The following is an 18,417-nucleotide window of genomic DNA, read 5'->3' on the forward strand; positions in this document are numbered from 1 at the left end:
ATTTCGCGGGTGCTCCTGCTGCTTAACGCATCGGCGGATCAATTTCCAGATCATCTAAGGGATTTTACGCAAACTCCCTTCCGGATTGGTGGCTGCGCTAACTAGTCGATCCCGATCCTCTTGCTCCGCCGTTCAAGCAACAACACATCGCGCCATTTCCCCTGCATCGGCCCATATCCCATACGTCCGAACCCGGTACGGCGGCACAGGACTTCGAACCCGTGCTTTCGATGCAGGGCAACACTTCCGGTATTTTCGGGAAATATTCCGGCTTCCAGTGACCAGAAACCGTTTTGTTCAGAACCTTCGATCAATGCCTGCATCAAACGGCTTCCGATCCCCTGCCCCTGACATTGCGGATCGACATAAACCGATACCTCGGCAACACCGGCAAAGGCACACCGGCCCGAAACGGCGGATAACCCGGCCCAGCCGGTGACCTGCCCGGCATCGTCAAGCGCGACATAGCGGCATTTCGTCAAATGCCCGCCGTCCCAGTCGGCCCATGTTCCGCCATGTTGCTGAAAGGATGCATGACCGGATTTAAGCGCCCGGTCATAGATATCGACAACCGCGTTTCCATCCATCGCCTGCATATCGCGAATGTTCATTTTTCGCCTGCCATTTTATGCAAAGCGATACGGTAATTCAGTCCGGATCAACTGTCGATATCGTCATCAAAGGTCAGGAATTTGATACAGTCACGACCGGCTTCCTTGGCCGCATACATCGCCCGGTCTGCCGTCAGCATCGCCTGCTCCAGCTCGACAAACTGCCCGCGCAATTCCCCGCCAACGGTGACACCAAAACTTGCCGTGATGGTAACGTTCTCATCACCGCTGTTACCAACCGGTATTTCGATTGCACGGATCATTGTTGCCAGCCGTTCGGCGATCCGTTTGGTCACTGCTGCTGTTGCCGACGGCAACAGAACGGCAAATTCCTCGCCCCCCAGACGCACGACAAGATCATCATCGCGAAGCGCCTGGCGCAGGGTTACTGCAATTTTTTCAAGAACCCGGTCACCGACCGAATGCCCATAGGTGTCATTGACATATTTGAAATAATCAACATCCAGAACCACCAATCCGAACTGCCAGACCTTGCCCTTCAATTGCCGGATTTCGCGCAGTCGGCTGACTGCTGATTCAAATCCGCGCCGGTTCAATGCCCCGGTCAGCGGATCGGTCGACGCCAGCGCATCAAGATGCTGTTCCTTGCGTTTATGGCTGGAAATATCCAGTGCGGACACCATCACGCCGCCATCTTCCATCAGGTTCATGCGGATATCGGCATGGCAACCGGATGGTGTTTTGACACTTTCATTGTTGGCGTGCCCGTGGCCGCTTTTGATCATGGCGTCATACATCTCACGCAGGATCGTGATATCAAAGACGGGCGCATCATCGCTGTTACCCTGTTCTGTACCGAACAGACGGGCAAATTCGCGGTTGTAATTCACAACATTCTGACGGATATCAAGCATTGCAACGGCTGACGGCACCATGCGGATGACTTCGGTCACGGCTTCTTCAAGACCGGCCTTCGTGCGCATCAGGGCTTCGTTCATTTCGACTTCTTCGCGCACATCATGTGCGGTCGTCAAAATAGCCGGGCGACCATCATGCCACAGGATGCGTTCATCGGTCAGATCCCGCCAGACGATATTGCCGTTATCGAGAACATCGCGCACACGATGGCGTTCGCCTTCGCGTTCGCCATGCAGAATATCGGCAACATGCTTTAAGGCGCGTTCGCGATCCGCTTCGGGAATAAATCGCAATATGTTGGGCTTTTCCATGAATGCACTGGCATTTTCCGCCCCCATCAGGCGCGCAAAGGCATCATTGACATAAAGCGCTGTCATGTCGCGATGGACCATCACACCGATAAAGGACCGGCCCAGCATATGATCGACCTGCATCGCGGTCGTGCCGTTATCAATCAGCTGCGCTGTTGTCAGCACAGCGTTTTCATCGGCCCATTCAACGGTTTCGTCGCTGATCTCCATCCAGACCGGCGTGCCATCGGTACGAAGGTTATAAACCTTTTTCCAGCCATGGAACCCGGTGGCTTTTTGGAATTCCGCCACCAGCTTGGCCGCTTCGTAATGGAAACTTGGCGGGATATATTGCCGAAGGTCAGGCTCCGACATGAAATCCTTCACATCCTTGCGACCAAGCATTTTCGCGTAGGCATCATTGACATACACAGCGGTCAAATCCCTGTGCACGACAACTCCCACCCGCGACCGCCCGTAAAGACGCGCGATTTCTGTCGGTTCGAATCGCATCAAAGCCCCATCATCCCCGCCAATGCGATCTAACGCGCCATCTATCCTGTTTGGTGGCGTTTATTCCGCGCGCTAATTGATCAAATGCTATACTATATTAACAATAATTAAAATACGGCACGGTCGCTTTCACCCTTGCGAATAGTTGCATTGCAATATTAAGGGGTCCTTCTGCGTGCGATGCCATAACTTCTTTCGCCAATTGCGAATTTCCGCTGCCCTCTTCTCTTCACAAAGCTGTTGTGAAACCATGGGATATATGTTGTCGACGGAATAGAAATTCCAGAACCATGACCGGGCAAAATTGATGCAACAGCAAAATAATTACGAAATTATCCGTCACAGACGCGGCTGGGATGGCCATTTCAAACTCGATGTCTATGAACTCCGCCACAAGTTGTTTAACGGTGGCCAAAGTGCCGTTTTACAACGCGAAGTCCTTGAACGCGGGCATGCCGTCGCGGTCCTGCCCTATGACCCGGTACGCGATGAAGTTGTTTTGATCGAACAATTCCGCCCCGGTGCCATTTCGGTCCATCAGCGTTTCCCTGAAATGCCGCTTTGGCTGACGGAAATTGTCGCTGGCATCGTCGAGGATGGCGAGGAAATGCAGGATGTCGCGCACCGCGAAACCATGGAAGAATCCGGTTGTTCGGTCATCGGCGACCTTGAACTGATTTCGCGCTATTATGTCACCCCCGGCTGTTCGAGCGAGACGGTGACAATGTATTATGGCCGGGTTGATGCGTCCAAAGCGGGCGGCCTGCACGGCTTGGAAGAAGAAGGCGAAGACATCCGCGTTTATACGGTATCGTCCGAGGAATGCTTTGCCATGTTGCGTGACGGACAACTCTGCAATGCAACGGCGACGATTGCCGTTCAGTGGCTAATACTCAATCGCGACCGTATTCGCAGGGAAGCCGGGGTTTCGGGCGTGTGAACGTGTTTGCCGGATACCAGTTAATTAACACACAAATTTAGTGGTAATTTTTAATCAATCTTGACTTTTGTGTATAAAAGACCCAATCAACAGGTAACAAAACACATTCTAACCACGCTTGGAGTCTGTCATGGACATTCGCAATGGCACCATTGAAGCCATTGGCCGCACCCCGCTTGTGAAACTCAGAAAGGTTTCCGAGCTAACGGGCTGCACCATTCTGGGCAAGGCGGAATATGCCAATCCGGGCGGATCGGTCAAAGACCGTGCTGCCCTTGCCATCATTCGTGACGCGGAAAAACGCGGCCTTCTGAAGCCGGGCGGCGTGATTGTCGAAGGAACGGCTGGCAATACCGGCATCGGTCTTGCCGTTGTTGGCAACGCACTTGGCTATCGCACCGTGATCGTCATTCCCGAAACGCAAAGCCAGGAAAAGAAAGACCTGCTGCGTTTGCTTGGTGCCGACCTTCGCGAAGTCCCCGCCGTCCCCTATCGCGATCAGAACAACTATGTTCACGTTTCGCGCCGTCTGGCCGAAGAACTGGCAAAGACCGAACCGAACGGCGCTATCTGGGCCAACCAGTTCGATAACGTCGCCAACCGTCAGGGCCATATCGACACCACCGGCCCCGAAATCTGGGAACAGACCGATGGCAAGATTGATGGCTTTATATGTGCGGTCGGTACCGGCGGGACGCTTGCCGGTGTGTCGATGGCGCTTAAGGATCGCAACAAGGACATTCAGATCGGCCTTGCCGATCCGATGGGGGCTGCCCTTTACAGCCACTACAAGTTTGGCGAACTGAAATCCGAAGGAAGCTCGATCTCCGAAGGGATCGGTCAGGGACGGATTACCGCCAACCTCGAAGGCATCGATATCGATCACCCGTTCCAGATTTCAGATGATGAAATGCTGCCGATCGTCTTTGACCTGCTCAAGGAAGAAGGGCTTTGCATGGGCGGTTCGACCGGGATCAACATCGCCGGTGCGGTCCGCCTGGCCCGTGAACTCGGCCCGGGCAAAACCATCGTCACCATCCTGTGCGACCTTGGCACCCGCTATCAAAGCAAGCTGTGGAACCCGACCTTTCTCAAGGAAAAAGGTCTGCCAAGCCCCGATTGGCTCTAAGCCCGACTGCGACAACCAGCAAACAAAAACCCCCGCCATCTGGCGGGGGTTTCTTTTTGTGTGTCAGGCAACAGCCTCAGCCCGTCTTGCGGCCTGCCAAAGGTAAGTTCCGCAAATCGCCGCACCAATCAGAAGTGCGCCAGCAAATGCCGCCACCGCATCCCATCCACCATGTGACCAGAACCAGCCGCCAACCGATCCCATGATGCTAGACCCCAGATAATAGGCCAGCAGATAAAGCGACGACGCATGTCCCTTGGACTGTTTCGCCATCCGCCCGACCCAGCCACTTGCCACCGAATGGGCAACAAAGAACCCGCTGGTCAATACCATGATGCCGCCGATCATGCCCCAAAGACTGGAAAGTAGTGTCAGGGCAACCCCAGCACCTGCAATCAGGATCCCCGCCAGCAAAACCGGGCCCCGGCCGATCCGGTCGGACATGGCACCGGCAATGGAAGACGTCACCATCCCGCAAAGATAAACCACAAAAATCAGACTGATCTGCCCCTGGCTCAGGTCATAGGGGGCCGCGGATAAACGGAACCCGGCATAATTATAGACCGTCACAAAACAGCCCATTGCAAATGCCCCGATCAGGAACACGAATGGCAGACCTGGATGGCGCAGATGTCCCTCCCATGCCCTGACATGATAGGACAATTGAAAGCCGGGGCGGCGCACGAAATTGCGCGATGCAGGCAACAGGATGACAAACCCAAGGGCCGCCAGCAAACCAAGCGCTCCCATCGCACCAAGTGCGAGATGCCAGCCAAACATATCAGTCAGAATACCGATCACCACACGCCCGCTCATACCGCCAAGGGCGGTCCCGCTGATGTAAATTCCCATCGTGGTGCCAAGGCCGCGCGGATGCATTTCCTCGGCCAGATACGCCATCGCAACCGCCGGAACCCCGCCCAAAATCAGGCCTTCAAGCGCACGCACCACCAAGAACGCATGCCAGTCGGAAAGCAACGGCGCAATCAGGTTCAAAAGCGACGCGCCGCACATTGATGCAAACATCAACTGCTTGCGCCCGAACGCCTCGGATACCGCCCCGGCAAGCAGGATGGCAAAGGCAAGAAACCCGGTCGTCAGCGACAGCGCAAGCGAACTGGATGCCGGGCTGACGGCAAAATCCCGCGCCAGTTCCGGTAAAAGCGGCTGCACGCAGTAAATCAGCGAAAAGGTCGCATACCCTGCCAGAAACAGCGCCAGACTGATCCGGCGAAATTCCGGCGATCCCGGTTCGGTATAAACCGGCTCGGCCCCGGCGGTCGCTGGCTTGATATCATCATTGGCAGCCTGCGCTGCGGGGCTTTTCGCCCGGTGGGCACTCATATTCCGGCCTCGTTTTGAAGAATTCTGATCTGACCGAAAGGATTGCAGCTTTCCCGATATCCGTCCAATATATGTCACAGTCATTTTCGATATGTTTTGGAGATACCGGGTGGAACTGCGCCATATTCGATATTTTCTTGAAGTTGCCCGCGAAGGGAACTTTACCCGTGCCGCAGCCCGCATCGGCATCGGTCAGCCGCCGCTAAGCCAGCAGATCCGCGATCTTGAAACCGAAATCGGCACCCAGTTGTTTCACCGCGTCCCGCATGGCGCGGAATTGACCGAGGCTGGAATTGCCTTTCGCGATATCGTACAGCATTTCCCCGAACTGGCCGAACGCGCCATCCGCGCCGCACAGCGCGCCGGTCGCGGTGAAATCGGCTCGATCCGGGTAGGCTTTACCGCATCCGCCGCGTTTAGCCCCAGCGTCCCACGCGTTTTCCGTGATTTCCGCCGGTCCTATCCGGGTGTTGAAATGACGCTGGAAGAAAACAATTCCGCCCGCCTTTTGAATGCGCTTATGGATGAACAGCTTGATGCCGTCTTCCTGCGCCAGGGTGCTGCCAACAGCGATGACATCAAACTGCACCGCCTGACATCCGAACCGATGCTGATCGTGCTTCCGGCGGGCCATCCGGCGGCCCGGCATGAAACGGTGGCGCTTGAAACCCTGCGTGATGATGCCCTGATCCTGACCCCGCGACAGGTCGGACCAACCCATTTCGATATCGTCGTTGCCGCCTGCCGTGCCGCCGGGTTTGAACCGGTCATGGGGCAAAGCGCGCCGCAATTGGGATCGGTGATCAACTTTGTCGCCGCCGAACTGGGCTTCTCGCTGGTCCCCGCCGCCATGGCACAATTGCAGGTCAATGGGGTCGTCTATCGCAAGGTCGCGGGGGATGTCCCGATGGCGCATCTGGCGCTGGCCTATCGCAGCAACGATATCTCGACCGTGCTACGCAACTTCGTTGGCCGCACGCTGAACACGCATCGCGCAGAAGATCAGGAAAATGACACAAATGATTGAATATTATTTGTTTTTATTGACGACCTTACAGATCGCATCAACAGCCTGATCGACCGTCATCTTTGCCGTATCGATAATCAGATCAACCCCGTCCCACCGCTCGTAATGACGGCCAAGGACCTTGTCCCAGTCGGGCTGATGCAGGTTTTCAATATCGCAGGGCCGGGTTTCGACACGGTGACGATGCTCCGCCGGATCGGAACAGATCAGTTCAATCTGCACATACGGTTTCCCGGCGCGCTCTGCTGCCAGTCGCCATTCGCTTCGGGTTTCTTCAACCGAATTGACCGCATCGCCGATCACCGTCAGGCCCAGCTTAAGGTTATCGGTCGCCTGCCGGTTGGCAACCATATAGCCGACCGGGCCGATATCATCATCGGGCGGCACCCCGGCATCAAGGACCGCCTGCTCTATCGTGTCGATCCGAAGATGCACCGCACCGATTTTTTGCGCCAGTGCGCGTGCAATGGATGTCTTGCCAACACCGGGCAAACCGCCAAAAATGATCAGCATATTCTATCCTTTCTCCGGTCCTGACCCTAAAACCGACACTCCCGCACTGGCAAGCACCTGATTTTGGGCTAGATTAACCCCAACACTGAAATCCGGCGCGCCGTTTTCGGCCTGCGCCCAACTGGGATTATGCCTATGCCCCGTTTTTCCGTTCTTGATCTTTGCCCCGTTAACGAGGGCGAACATCCGCGCGATGCCTTGCGCAATACGCTTGAACTCGCCCAGCATGCCGAAAATCTCGGCTTTCATCGTTACTGGCTGGCCGAACATCACAACATGCCCGGCATCGCCAGTGCCGCAACGTCGGTCGTCATATCCCATGTCGCGGCGGGCACCAAAACCATCCGGGTTGGCTCGGGCGGCGTGATGCTGCCCAACCATGCGCCATTGGTGATTGCCGAACAGTTCGGCACCCTTGATGCGCTGTATCCCGGCCGTATCGATCTTGGCATCGGGCGCGCACCGGGAACCGACCAACGCACCGCCGCCGCCCTTCGCCGCGACATGCACGGGACCGAGGAACGCTTTATCCAGGACGTGCTCCAGGTTCAGCAATTCCTTGCCCCGCTTGAAGGCAACCCGCCAATCCGGGCCGTTCCGGGTTATGGCTCCGAAGTTCCGATGTGGCTTCTGGGCAGCAGCCTGTTTTCCGCTGATCTGGCCGCCCGTCTTGGCCTGCCCTTTGCCTTTGCGTCACACTTTGCGCCCGATATGCTGATGGATGCGCTGTCGCTGTATCGTCACCGGTTCGAGCCCAGCAAACAGCTTGATAAACCCTATGCGATTGCCGCGATGGGCTTCTTTGCCGCCGATACCGACGAGGAAGGCGAATTTATTGCCACCTCCATGCAGCAGCAATTCCTGAATTTGCGGCGTGGTTCGCCGGGTCAGTTGCCCAAACCGGTCAAATCGATGGATGACATCTGGAACCGGGTGGAAAAGGCCGGTGTCGATCATGCCATGCGCTGCGCCGCAATCGGCTCGCGCGATACCGCACGCAAAAAACTGCGCGATTTCATCTATATGACCAAGGCCGATGAAATCATGGTCACCGCCAATATCTTTGATCACGCGGCACGGCTGAAATCATTCTCGATTGCGGCCGAACTCCGTGATGAGCTTGACGCCGAACAGGCCGAAAAAATCGCATGAAACTGCGCCTGAAACAATTCATCAGGTAATTATCGGGCCCGATCCATGCTGATCGGGCCCGTTCTTGTATTTCATCATATGAAATGCATCCGCACTGACCCCAACTGTTTTCTTGCGCTTGCAGATGCGCTGGGACAAGATGTCGACCCGGTTGAAAATCAACCGCAACACATTGTTCCAAAAGGTTTTGGCTCGCCCCCATGACAGACTTCCTTCTGGCTGCCCTGCCAATCGCCACCATTCTGTTTCTGATGATCAAGGCAAACTGGGGCGCGGCACGCGCCGGTGCGGCCGCATGGTTCGTCACCGTTGCCATCGCCATGATCGCGTTTGGTGCCCCGACCGATATGCTGATCATCGCGCAGGCCAAGGGCGTCATGCTGGCGCTTTATATCCTTTATATCGTCTGGGCCGCCCTGATCCTTTATTTCGCGGCCGAAGAAGCCGGGGCCATCAAAACCATCGGACGGGCCATCCGCCAGCTAACCGACGACCGCCCGCTGCAATTGCTGATCCTTGGTTATGTGTTTGCCACCTTCCTGCAGGGCGTTGCCGGGTTCGGGGTGCCGATTGCGGTGATCGCACCGCTTTTGCTCGGCATGGGGTTCTCGCCCGTCATCGCGGTTGCCGCCCCGATGATCGGCCATAGCTGGTCGGTGCTGTTTGGCAATATGGCAACCTCGTTCGAGGCCCTGATCGGCGTTACCGGCATTCCCGGTACCGAGCTCACGCATTATTCCGCCATTCTGCTTGGCCTGTCGGGCTTTACCTGCGGGGCGGCGGTTCTGTGGCTTGATGGCGGTTTTCGCACCGTGCGTCGCCGGATCGTGCCGCTGGTGCTGATTGCCGGTGTCATGGGTGTTGTTCAATATCTGATGGCGAATTACGGCGTCTGGACTTTGGGCGGGCTGACTGCCGGGATTGCCGGGCTTGTCACCTCGATCATCGTCACCCGGTTCTGGAAACCCCATCCCGATGACGTTGCCGAAACCACCGAAGACGACCATCATCACATGCCTTTGATCGAGGCACTGACCCCTTACCTCGTTTTCATGGTGATTGTCGGCATCGCAACCTTCATCCCCCCGGTCGAGGACTTCCTGTCCGGCCTTCGCCTGACCTTCGATTTCCCGGCGGTTTCAACCGATCTTGGCTGGAATATCGATGCCGAAAGCGCCAAGCCGATTGCCATTTTCGGCCATCCCGGCGCGTTGCTGCTGTATACCGCCGCCATCAGCTTTGCCTTTTTCAAAATCCGCGGGCGCTATGACAACGGCATCGCCAGACGCATCTGGCAACGCACGGTCAAAAGCGGCCTTCCGACCAGCATCGGCATGGTGCCGGTCATCGGCCTTGCCATTATCATGGATCACTCGGGCATGACCTATGCCCTGGCCGAAGGCGGTGCTGCGCTGTTCTCCGGCGCCTTTGCCATCGCCTATCCGGTGGTGGCACCAGCCATCGGCGCCCTGGGGGCCTTCATGACCGGCAGCACCAATAATTCCAACGTGGTCTTCGGCATGTTCCAGCGCCACACCGCCGAACTTTCGGGCATTTCCACCGCCCTTGTTCTGGCCGCACAGGCAACCGGCGCATCGCTTGGCAGCATGCTGGCCCCGTCAAAAATCCTGGTCGGCTGTTCGACCGTCGGGCTTTCGGGCAAGGAAGGGCCGGTTTTATCGGTCGTGCTGAAAACCGGTGTCCTTCTGACCGCCCTTTGCGGCTTCATGGCGCTGGGCCTGTTGCTGATTGCGATGATCGGGGGTTAAGACCATGAAAAACAAACTGTTCAATCCGGTCTTTCTGTTTCTGGCGTCCCTGATCCTGCCGCTGGTCGCGTTTGAAGCCCTGATCAACGAAGATGCCGCCCTTTCCGGCATCCTGTCTGGCATACCTGTGGGCGGCATTCTGTTTGGCCTGTTTGCGGCCATCATGGCCCTGATCGTCATCAAGAAATAGCTGCTAGCCGGTGGGGGTTGCCCGCCGGATTTCAGGATCGACGGCAACCCGTTTTTTGCGTGTTCTCATTGTCCCGGCCAGAAGGCCAAGACAGGCAAAAATAACCACTGCACTATCTGGCCCCATGTGGTCCAGCAGTAACCCGAAAACCGGTGCGCCAGCCGTCTGACCAATGGCAATGGTTAAAAAACCGATCATCAGGCCAGTGGCGGGCCGATCCCGAAGTGCCCGTACACCCCACACCAGATACACCCCCGTTAACGTGACATAGGCCCCGCCAAACAAAACCCCGCCTGCGAACGTTACGGCCATAAACGTGCCTGTTCCCGCGGTAAGAATACCGGCCGCCATCAGTGCCAGAAAAGCCCAGTGCACCCGGTTGATCCCGAACCGGGCCACAAATGCCCCTGCCCATGCACCGGCAATACCACCGATCCCGATGGCAACCCACAATGCACCGCTGCCGCTTTCCCCCAGATCAAGCTGCATCCGTGCAAGCTGCCCGCCAAATGACCAGATTGCCGTGCTTGCCGCCCCCATCAGAAAGGCCGCGCAAATCAGTCTGGCGACATCCCCTTTCAGGGACGGCATTCCACCTTTGGCCTGTGTGGCCGCGGCCTTTGTCCCGCGCGGAATTGTCCGTATAAGGGCAATCGTCAGGATAATGGCGGCACCGGCAAAGACGGCAAAGACAAGCCGCCATTGGCCACCAATCATTAACGCAATCGGCCACGATAACATCACGCCAACACTGGTCCCGGCATTGATCACGGTATTGGTCATATCCTGCCGGTCACGTCGCACTGCCACCGCAACAGCCGCAGCCATCGGCGGCGATGCCAGACCGGTACTGGCGCCGGCAATCATAACCGCCACCGCCAGCCAGACCACATCCGGCGCGACGGCAATCCCGGCCATGCCAATCGCTGCAACACATGCCGCCGCCGTCGCAACCACACGGGGGCCATGGCGTTCGGTCGCAATCGCAGAAATAATAATGAACAGGCAATAGCCCAAAAATGACCCGCCGGAAATCACGCCGGAAACAGTCGGGCCAAGTGACAATTCCGCATCGATTTGCGGCAACAGAAGCCCAAAGGCAAATCTGGCAAAACCATAACAAATGGCAATCAGCGCAAAGCCGACAAGACCAATCTGAACCGCCGGGCTGACGGCAGGTTTGAAATCGGGCTTCATGAACGCGCCTGTGTAACAAGAATGGCCGCCGCCTTGCGTGCGGCACTTATGGCATCCATCCCGCGATAAACCGCGGCGGCCACGGCCCCTTCAAACAAAACCAAAATCTGTTCTGTCAGCTCCCCGTGATCCCCGGCCCCCAGATCACCTTGGACGATTTCGGCAATTTTGGCTCTGGTTGCGTCTTTGTGCGTCAGGACAACATTGGCAATTTCCGGGATGTCACCCCCGGTTTCACCGTAGCTTCGCAAAAACAGGCATCCACGCCCGCCTTCATCACGTGTCCATTGTCCCAGCACGTCAAAGATTTCATCAACGGTCTGCACATCAAGGCGTTCCATAAAACGCCGTTCGCGCGCGCCAAGCACCAGCGCCATAAGCGCTGTCTTGCTGCCGACATGTTTGTAAAGTGTGCGACTGGAAAGACCCGCTTCCTGCGTCAGCCGATCCATGCCGGTTGCGCTAAAGCCATTGCGATCAAAAAGCCGCTCGGCCGTAGCAATAAGGTTTGTCTTGATATCCATGGGTAAAGTGTAAAACGATCGTTTTACACTGTCAACACAAGCAGCCCCTGCCGGTTTTCCCTGCAAGACACCCCGACACGGCAACCCGACACGATTTCAGCGCATGAAACGCCGTTAAGGCCGGAACATCGCAAGCTTGATGCCAAACGCAATAAACACGCTGCCGGTCACGGCTTTTAAGGCGCGCTGGAACGATCCATTGCGTGCCATCCCGGTCAGGCGCGACAACAGAATGATCATGGTCGAAAACCAGATGATATTGATGCTGGCATGCACACAAACCAGCATGAAGGCCGATGTAATCGCGCCCTCGCCGACCGGAATGAATTGCGGAAATGCCGCAAGATAGAAAATCGATACCTTGGGATTAAGCGCATTGGTCAGGAACCCTTCGCCATACGCCACCAGAAGCGTCCTGCGGCGTTTGGCCGGCGCAACTTCGGCAACGGTTTTAACCCCTCGCCATGCCTCGCGTAGCGCCTTGAACCCGACCCAGCAAAGATATGCCGCACCGGCAATCTTCACCATCATGAACAGTTGCGCCGACTGCACCAGGATCACCGAGATCCCCAAAATCGACAATGTGCCATGCAGGTAAAAGGCAGTGACGAAACCGGCAACATTGGCAAAGCCTGCCGCGCGGCCGGATGTCGGAACGGTTTTGGCAATCAGAACGCCATTGGGGCCCGGCGACATCACAAGAAGGGCGGTAACAAGTGTGAAGCTGATAAACTGTGCCCAATCCATCAGGGTGGCTCCTTAAAAGAGGGTGGCCACGAAACTATAGATGGATTGTGAAAGCCGGCAAGCGCGCGATTGTACCGATACATCTTCTGGATTTTATCCCCACTGACAATCAGACCCGCCACATTTTCAAAACCCTTGCAGATCGTCCGTGCCCTATGCCTGCACACATCGGCCACACCAGTCCAAATTGCGCTTGAATGTTCCCGATACGTTCCTTACAGTAAGTAAATAAAACTTCATATAAACGATTTCCAATCAATTTTTCAAAACACACCATGACGAGGACACACATGACGGCTCCATTAGATAAGATAATCAATTGGATTAAGGATTTACCCCCAACTCAACAACTCGATGTTGTGTTTCTCATTTCACCAATGCCTGGGTTAAATATCGACATTCACAGCGATCAAATGGTCAATGAGTTTATGGATCAAATTTCACAACTAAGGGCCAGTAAACTAAGGGAAATGGCGCTGGTTTTTTGCTTAAAAACACTGATTGAGAACAATATTATCTCGAAGAGAGCATCGGCAGAAAGCTGGAAAGAAATCAAGTTCATGCTAAATCATCTAGCAGAAGAGAAAGATAACGACACGTTCGCTAAAATGGCCACAAGAAAAGAATTTGAAGGTGCGCAGTGGGTTAATAGCTGCATGAAATGGAAAAAAATGGCGGCGGAAAACCTTAGCCCAGCAGACATTGAACATTATTATTTCCTCTGAAAACACGCCGAGAACCAATAATAATGTTTTAAAAATGTTAGAACCACTAAAGAAATACTTTGAATACTCACATCCGAAACACGAAGAAAATCGGATGGAATGATTCGAATTTTGATCTATTGTTGCTTGCCCCGTGCGGGCAAAAAGGGCGCGGGGCCATCTCCAACATTGATGGCCGTTTTGAACGGCATATCCACTAGGCCGTTGATGATGGCTGGATCAATCAGCTTCTGGAAGACGAGCCACGTGCATCAAACCTACTCTTGGCATTGATGGTGCGCGCACTGTCATTACCCGCAATCAAAGTCCCGATGTCGGAACGGTTTTGGCAATCAGAACGCCATTGGGGCCCGGCGACATCACCAGAAGGGCGGTGACAAGTGTGAAGCTGATAAACTGTGCCCAATCCATCAGGGTGGCTCCTTAAAAGGGGGTGGCCACGAAACTATAGATGGATTGTAAAAACCGGCAAGCGCGCGATTGTACCGATACATCGCCCCTTATCCCGGCCAGCAGGGCGAAATCAGCCCTGCCCCAGCCGTTGCAGATCATATTCATGATCAAGGATCGCCTGCCACCAGTCGCGATTGTCGATATACCATTGCACCGTCTCGCGCAGGCCCGATGCGATATCATGCGTCGCCTTCCAGCCAAGCTCGGTCTCGATCTTCGTCGCATCAATCGCATAACGATGATCATGCCCCGGACGATCGGTGACGAATTCAACAATATCGTCAAATTTCGTGATCGGCACATCCTCGGCCAGTTCACATACCAGATCGAATATCTGGCGCACCATATCGATATTGCGCGCCTCGTTCCGCCCGCCGACATTATAGGTTTCCCCGACCCGGCCCTGCTCGACAATCATCGCCAGCGCACGGGCATGATCATCAACATGCAGCCAGTCGCGGATATTGCGGCCATCGCCATAAACCGGCAACTTCCTGCCACGCAGGGCATTGATGGTCATCAGCGGAATGAATTTTTCCGGAAACTGGAACGGACCATAATTGTTCGAACAATTGCTGATCACCACCGGCAGGCCATAGGTATGGCACCACGCCCGCACCAGATGATCCGATGATGCCTTGCTTGCGGCATAGGGGGAATTGGGCCGATACGGACTTTGTTCGGTAAACAGCCCATCATCGGGGCCAAGCGATCCGTAAACCTCGTCGGTCGATATGTGATGGAACCGGAACCGTTCCCGATCATCCGGCGAAAGGCCGCGCCAGTAAACGGCCACCGCTTCAAGCAAGTGATAGGTCCCGACAACATTGGTGTTGATAAACGTCCCCGGCCCGTCAATCGACCGGTCCACATGGCTTTCCGCCGCCAGATGCATGACCGCATCCGGGCCGAAATCATGAAGGGCCGCCGCAACCGCAAGCGGATCGGCAATGTCGGCCTTGATGAATTGATAATTCGGCAGATGATCGATGGTATCAAGACTGCTCAGATCGCTGGCATAGGTCAGTTTGTCAAGGTTAAGCACTTCCCAGCCACGTTCAAGAACCAGATAACGACACAGGGCTGATCCGATAAATCCCGCCCCGCCAGTCACCATGACGCGCATCACTAACACCTTTATCCTGTTGGTCTTTTTCTTACCCGACAGAAAAACACCTAAAAATGGCCCCGAAATGGCAATTGAAGTGGCAATCAAAAAGGCAATTTAAAAGGTCGATGAAAAGACGGGCTCAATAGTCCTCTTTTACGCGCCTCACCCTGTTTTCTATCCATAAAGCGCAGTGGTTATCCAATTTGCGCAGGAAAATATCGCATCCCTGCCATTGCTGTGGCGACCCATGCACAAATCCCCTAATCCTCGGACTTGCATTTCATGAACTGGCTTAACTGCCGGCCCTGACTGATGCGCGATATGCCAGCGATTTTCCCTGTCGCGCAGAAGCCAGATCAAAATGATTGAAGACAAAAAATGAAAAAATATGCGGTTGGATTTGTCTGTAGCTGCGTCGTCGCTTTTGCGCCTTCCGCGCATGCTCAGGACGCGGAAGGCGGCAACAAATGGGGGCCGCATATCGACCTGGAAGGCAAGGCCGGCACCGACCGCAACCTTGGCGAAACCGATCTGTTCATTCCGCTGTGGCAGGATGACGATACCCTGACCTTTGCCAATATCCGCGCACGGATGGATGATGCCAACAGTCACGAAGGCAATTTCGGTGTCGGCATTCGCCAGATGCTTGATAGCGGCTGGAATATTGGCGGCTATGGCTATTTTGATCGCCGCACAGCGCGTATGACAACAAATTCAATCAGGTGACTTTCGGGGCCGAAGCGCTCTCGCTTGACTGGGATTTTCGCGCCAATGCCTATATGCCGGTCGGCAAGACAAGCTATATCGAAGACAGCCTGAGTACGGTGGATTTTTCCGGCACCACGATCATGTACCGTCAGGGCGAAGAACGCGCCCTTCGCGGTTTTGATGCCGAAATCGGCTGGCGCGCACCATTGTTTGAAGCCACAGCACCACAACAATTGCGCCTTTACGCAGGCGGCTATCGCTTTACCGACGACGATGTGGACACGGTGCAGGGACCTCGCGGGCGGCTTGACCTGACCTTTGATGAAATACCGTTCTTGTGGGAAGGCTCGCGCTTTTCGCTGGGGGCTGAAGTCCAGCATGACGATCCGCGCGGCACACAAAGCTTTGCCAGCTTCCGCCTGCGCATCCCGCTTCAGGATTTTGGCGACAATCCCAAACCGCGCCTGAACGCTATCGAACGCCGCATGACCGATCCGATCATACGCGACATTGATATCGTCAGTCAGGCCGGGCAATTCACCACGGCAGAGGAAATAACAAGCACGGCCAACGGCAACACCATCACGCTTGTCAGCAGCGCAACAACAGCAAGTGCCGACCTCGCCACGACCATCTCATCCGCCGGTGCCAATTCGACCGTGATCCTGAATGGCAGTTTTGCCAACGTGAACAGCCGCCTTGATGTTCAAAACGGCCAAACCATCATGGGAACGGGCAATCTTGATGTTAAAACACCTTCCGGTCGTACTCTGACCATCACCACACCGGGTGCCAGCCTGAGCGGCCAAGGCGGCACTCCGCCCGGCTTTGGCAGTCCAAGCCATATTTTCAACATGGCCGACAATAGTCGCCTTGTTGGCGTTACTGTCTCAACCACCTCCGCGGGTGCGACCACAGCAGTGCGGATCAACGGCGTGAATAACGTCGAAATCATCAATAGCACATTGACCAGCAACGCTACGGGCAACACGTCCTTTGGCATACAGGTTATCGGAAACGCACAAAACACCGTCATTCGCGGTAATACGATCACAGCCACCAGTAACGATACCTTTGCCTATGCCCTGTCAGTCATCGGATCAGACAACCTCGTCTTCGAGAACAACACACTCAATGCCAGCGGGGCGGCAACCAACCACCTGATCTTCTTTAACCTGAACAATACGAATCTCTCCGGCTCCGGGAACAGCGGCAATGTAAGTACATGCAATGTCGGTGGCGGGACAAACACCGGCTCCATCAGTTTCACGACAGCAACGCCGACCTGCCCGTAATCAGGAAAGCTGTTGATAGCCAGATGATGTCAAATCAACGGCCTGCCGCTGTCCGCGTTGACATCGGTGCGGGCAACCTGGGCACTGCGTATTTCGCTTGAATGTTCCTATTTTGTTCTATATTTTGAACATATGCGAAACATCATCGAACCGACATCCGATCACATCGAAACCGCCCAACCGGGCGAAGGATGGAGCCATCCGGATTTTGATCCGGGTCTGCTGCCCGCGCGCCGACAAAAAGGCCGCGGGGCGGTATCGAACATTGATGGCCGATTTGAACGCCATATCCATCAGGCGGTCGATGATGGCTGGATGACCAGCCTGATGGAAGATCAGGACGCGCCGCGCATCCGCACCACCCTTGGCATTGATGGCGCGCGCAGCGTGATCACCAAAAATCAAAGCCCGGATGTGCCGTTTGACCGTTCGATCAATCCTTATCGTGGCTGTGAACATGGCTGCATCTATTGCTTTGCCAGACCAACACACGCCTATCTCGGCCTGTCGCCGGGGTTGGATTTTGAAACAAAGCTGTTCTGGAAGCCCGACGCCCCAGCACTTTTGCGTAAACAGCTCGCCGCCAGAAGCTACATGCCCGCCCCGATTGTCATTGGCACCAGCACCGATCCCTATCAGCCGGTTGAACGTGAAAAGCAACTGACCCGATCCATCATCAAGGTGCTTGGCGATTGCCACCATCCTTTTTCGATTATCACCAAAGGCGCACTGGTCACCCGCGACATTGACCTGATCGCGCCAATGGCCGCAAAAAACCGTGCGTCGGTCGCGGTATCGGTTACAAGCCTTGATCACAGATTATCCAACCTTCTTGAACCGCGTGCCTCCGCCCCGCACCGTCGACTTGATGCCATTCGCAAACTTGCCGATGCCGGTATCCCGGTCACGGTCCTGTGTGCGCCGATCATTCCCGGCCTCAATGACATGGAAATCGAAAATCTGGTCACGGCGGTGCGTGATGCCGGGGCAACATCCGTATCCCACATCGTTGTCCGCCTGCCGCTTGAAATCGCCGATCTGTTCGAAGAATGGCTCGAAGCCAATTATCCGGACCGCAAGGCAAAGGTCATGTCGCTGATCCGTCAGATGCGCGACGGCGAACGCTATCAATCCGAATTTGGCACCCGCATGCGCGGCACCGGCCCGATTGCCGATCTGATTGCCAGACGGTTTGATGCCGCACGCAAAAAACACGGCATGACCGGTCGGTCGCTCAACCTTGATTGCAGCGGCTTTGTCCGCCCGAACGCGAACGGGCAGATGTCGCTGTTCTGAGATC

18 protein-coding genes are annotated in these 18,417 nt (G+C 55.5%); 10 read left to right on the plus strand and 8 right to left on the minus strand.

The features are described from left to right. Positions 1–101: 101 nt before the first annotated feature. Entirely contained in the window at positions 102–611 is a 510-nt protein-coding gene (locus tag J7395_RS16590; protein WP_209222478.1) for a GNAT family N-acetyltransferase, read from the minus strand. A gap of 47 nt (positions 612–658) precedes the next feature. Further along, positions 659–2,293 carry a diguanylate cyclase gene (locus J7395_RS16595; protein ID WP_062949313.1) on the minus strand — a complete coding sequence of 545 codons (1,635 nt, stop codon included), beginning with the start codon at positions 2,291–2,293 and terminating at the stop codon, positions 659–661. A 307-nt stretch (positions 2,294–2,600) separates the two neighbouring features. Here J7395_RS16595 and J7395_RS16600 point away from each other — a divergent pair, with 307 nt between their 5' ends. Together J7395_RS16600 and J7395_RS16605 are read left to right on the plus strand one after the other, a co-directional pair. Beyond that, a complete protein-coding gene (locus J7395_RS16600) occupies positions 2,601–3,233 on the plus strand; it encodes an NUDIX domain-containing protein (RefSeq protein ID WP_209222480.1) in 633 nt (210 codons plus the stop codon). 130 nt (positions 3,234–3,363) lie between these two features. Then, positions 3,364–4,362, plus strand: coding sequence for a cysteine synthase A (locus tag J7395_RS16605; protein WP_114110381.1), 999 nt, complete (start codon positions 3,364–3,366; stop codon positions 4,360–4,362). A 63-nt stretch (positions 4,363–4,425) separates the two neighbouring features. Here J7395_RS16605 and J7395_RS16610 read toward each other — a convergent pair whose 3' ends face one another. Beyond that, positions 4,426–5,706 carry an MFS transporter gene (locus J7395_RS16610; RefSeq protein ID WP_209222482.1) on the minus strand — a complete coding sequence of 427 codons (1,281 nt, stop codon included), beginning with the start codon at positions 5,704–5,706 and terminating at the stop codon, positions 4,426–4,428. 109 nt (positions 5,707–5,815) lie between these two features. On the opposite strand from J7395_RS16610, the gene J7395_RS16615 reads away from it, so the two are divergent. Continuing rightward, positions 5,816–6,733 (plus strand): LysR family transcriptional regulator, encoded by a 918-nt coding sequence (locus J7395_RS16615; RefSeq protein ID WP_209222484.1) that lies wholly within the window; start codon positions 5,816–5,818, stop codon positions 6,731–6,733. A gap of 3 nt (positions 6,734–6,736) precedes the next feature. On the opposite strand, the gene J7395_RS16620 is transcribed toward J7395_RS16615, so the two are convergent. After that, positions 6,737–7,246 (minus strand): AAA family ATPase, encoded by a 510-nt coding sequence (locus tag J7395_RS16620; protein WP_209222486.1) that lies wholly within the window; start codon positions 7,244–7,246, stop codon positions 6,737–6,739. A gap of 135 nt (positions 7,247–7,381) precedes the next feature. Here J7395_RS16620 and J7395_RS16625 point away from each other — a divergent pair, with 135 nt between their 5' ends. The 3 genes from J7395_RS16625 to J7395_RS16635 all read left to right on the plus strand — a co-directional run bounded on the left by J7395_RS16625 (position 7,382) and on the right by J7395_RS16635 (position 10,357). Next, the gene (locus tag J7395_RS16625) at positions 7,382–8,398 is read left to right on the plus strand and encodes an LLM class flavin-dependent oxidoreductase (RefSeq protein WP_062949321.1); all 1,017 of its coding nucleotides are present in this window, start codon (positions 7,382–7,384) and stop codon (positions 8,396–8,398) included. A gap of 200 nt (positions 8,399–8,598) precedes the next feature. After that, positions 8,599–10,167: an L-lactate permease gene (locus J7395_RS16630; protein WP_209222488.1), complete on the plus strand. Its 1,569-nt coding sequence runs from the start codon at positions 8,599–8,601 to the stop codon at positions 10,165–10,167. A 4-nt stretch (positions 10,168–10,171) separates the two neighbouring features. Next, positions 10,172–10,357 (plus strand): hypothetical protein, encoded by a 186-nt coding sequence (locus J7395_RS16635; protein ID WP_062949325.1) that lies wholly within the window; start codon positions 10,172–10,174, stop codon positions 10,355–10,357. 3 nt (positions 10,358–10,360) lie between these two features. Here J7395_RS16635 and J7395_RS16640 read toward each other — a convergent pair whose 3' ends face one another. The 3 genes from J7395_RS16640 to J7395_RS16650 form a co-directional block, all read right to left on the minus strand. Continuing rightward, the gene (locus J7395_RS16640; RefSeq protein WP_209222490.1) at positions 10,361–11,554 is read right to left on the minus strand and encodes an MFS transporter; all 1,194 of its coding nucleotides are present in this window, start codon (positions 11,552–11,554) and stop codon (positions 10,361–10,363) included. Next, a complete protein-coding gene (locus J7395_RS16645; RefSeq protein WP_209222492.1) occupies positions 11,551–12,078 on the minus strand; it encodes a TetR/AcrR family transcriptional regulator in 528 nt (175 codons plus the stop codon). Before J7395_RS16645 ends, J7395_RS16640 begins: the two co-directional genes overlap by 4 nt. A 114-nt stretch (positions 12,079–12,192) precedes the next feature. Then, positions 12,193–12,825, minus strand: coding sequence for a LysE family translocator (locus J7395_RS16650; RefSeq protein ID WP_062959661.1), 633 nt, complete (start codon positions 12,823–12,825; stop codon positions 12,193–12,195). Positions 12,826–13,115: 290 nt separating this feature from the next. Between J7395_RS16650 and J7395_RS16655 the strand changes: the two genes are divergently transcribed. Then, positions 13,116–13,550 carry a hypothetical protein gene (locus J7395_RS16655; RefSeq protein WP_209222495.1) on the plus strand — a complete coding sequence of 145 codons (435 nt, stop codon included), beginning with the start codon at positions 13,116–13,118 and terminating at the stop codon, positions 13,548–13,550. A 523-nt stretch (positions 13,551–14,073) separates the two neighbouring features. On the opposite strand, the gene rfbB is transcribed toward J7395_RS16655, so the two are convergent. Then, a complete protein-coding gene (gene rfbB, locus J7395_RS16665) occupies positions 14,074–15,129 on the minus strand; it encodes a dTDP-glucose 4,6-dehydratase (protein WP_209222583.1) in 1,056 nt (351 codons plus the stop codon). A 363-nt stretch (positions 15,130–15,492) separates the two neighbouring features. Here rfbB and J7395_RS21020 point away from each other — a divergent pair, with 363 nt between their 5' ends. The 3 genes from J7395_RS21020 to J7395_RS16675 all read left to right on the plus strand — a co-directional run bounded on the left by J7395_RS21020 (position 15,493) and on the right by J7395_RS16675 (position 18,413). Further along, positions 15,493–15,840: an inverse autotransporter beta domain-containing protein gene (locus J7395_RS21020; protein WP_280634660.1), complete on the plus strand. Its 348-nt coding sequence runs from the start codon at positions 15,493–15,495 to the stop codon at positions 15,838–15,840. Next, a complete protein-coding gene (locus tag J7395_RS16670; RefSeq protein WP_348541238.1) occupies positions 15,837–17,117 on the plus strand; it encodes a right-handed parallel beta-helix repeat-containing protein in 1,281 nt (426 codons plus the stop codon). Before J7395_RS21020 ends, J7395_RS16670 begins: the two co-directional genes overlap by 4 nt. Positions 17,118–17,249: 132 nt before the next feature. Further along, on the plus strand, positions 17,250–18,413 hold the full coding sequence (locus tag J7395_RS16675) for a PA0069 family radical SAM protein (protein ID WP_247742217.1): 1,164 nt from the start codon (positions 17,250–17,252) through the stop codon (positions 18,411–18,413). Positions 18,414–18,417 lie beyond the last annotated feature (4 nt).

This window comes from Thalassospira sp. A3_1 (assembly GCF_017744215.1).
In the GTDB taxonomy this organism is placed as follows: domain Bacteria; phylum Pseudomonadota; class Alphaproteobacteria; order Rhodospirillales; family Thalassospiraceae; genus Thalassospira; species Thalassospira lucentensis_A.

What these genes read in the sequence shown, in the direction of transcription:
- J7395_RS16590 (WP_209222478.1), bottom strand. Translation starts at nt 611, where the DNA reads ATGAACATTCGCGATATGCAGGCGATGGATGGAAACGCGGTTGTCGAT.
- J7395_RS16595 (WP_062949313.1), bottom strand. Translation starts at nt 2,293, where the DNA reads ATGCGATTCGAACCGACAGAAATCGCGCGTCTTTACGGGCGGTCGCGG.
- J7395_RS16600 (WP_209222480.1), top strand. Translation starts at nt 2,601, where the DNA reads ATGCAACAGCAAAATAATTACGAAATTATCCGTCACAGACGCGGCTGG.
- J7395_RS16605 (WP_114110381.1), top strand. Translation starts at nt 3,364, where the DNA reads ATGGACATTCGCAATGGCACCATTGAAGCCATTGGCCGCACCCCGCTT.
- J7395_RS16610 (WP_209222482.1), bottom strand. Translation starts at nt 5,706, where the DNA reads ATGAGTGCCCACCGGGCGAAAAGCCCCGCAGCGCAGGCTGCCAATGAT.
- J7395_RS16620 (WP_209222486.1), bottom strand. Translation starts at nt 7,246, where the DNA reads ATGCTGATCATTTTTGGCGGTTTGCCCGGTGTTGGCAAGACATCCATT.
- J7395_RS16625 (WP_062949321.1), top strand. Translation starts at nt 7,382, where the DNA reads ATGCCCCGTTTTTCCGTTCTTGATCTTTGCCCCGTTAACGAGGGCGAA.
- J7395_RS16630 (WP_209222488.1), top strand. Translation starts at nt 8,599, where the DNA reads ATGACAGACTTCCTTCTGGCTGCCCTGCCAATCGCCACCATTCTGTTT.
- J7395_RS16635 (WP_062949325.1), top strand. Translation starts at nt 10,172, where the DNA reads ATGAAAAACAAACTGTTCAATCCGGTCTTTCTGTTTCTGGCGTCCCTG.
- J7395_RS16640 (WP_209222490.1), bottom strand. Translation starts at nt 11,554, where the DNA reads ATGAAGCCCGATTTCAAACCTGCCGTCAGCCCGGCGGTTCAGATTGGT.
- J7395_RS16645 (WP_209222492.1), bottom strand. Translation starts at nt 12,078, where the DNA reads ATGGATATCAAGACAAACCTTATTGCTACGGCCGAGCGGCTTTTTGAT.
- J7395_RS16650 (WP_062959661.1), bottom strand. Translation starts at nt 12,825, where the DNA reads ATGGATTGGGCACAGTTTATCAGCTTCACACTTGTTACCGCCCTTCTT.
- J7395_RS16655 (WP_209222495.1), top strand. Translation starts at nt 13,116, where the DNA reads ATGACGGCTCCATTAGATAAGATAATCAATTGGATTAAGGATTTACCC.
- rfbB (WP_209222583.1), bottom strand. Translation starts at nt 15,129, where the DNA reads ATGCGCGTCATGGTGACTGGCGGGGCGGGATTTATCGGATCAGCCCTG.
- J7395_RS21020 (WP_280634660.1), top strand. Translation starts at nt 15,493, where the DNA reads ATGAAAAAATATGCGGTTGGATTTGTCTGTAGCTGCGTCGTCGCTTTT.
- J7395_RS16675 (WP_247742217.1), top strand. Translation starts at nt 17,250, where the DNA reads ATGCGAAACATCATCGAACCGACATCCGATCACATCGAAACCGCCCAA.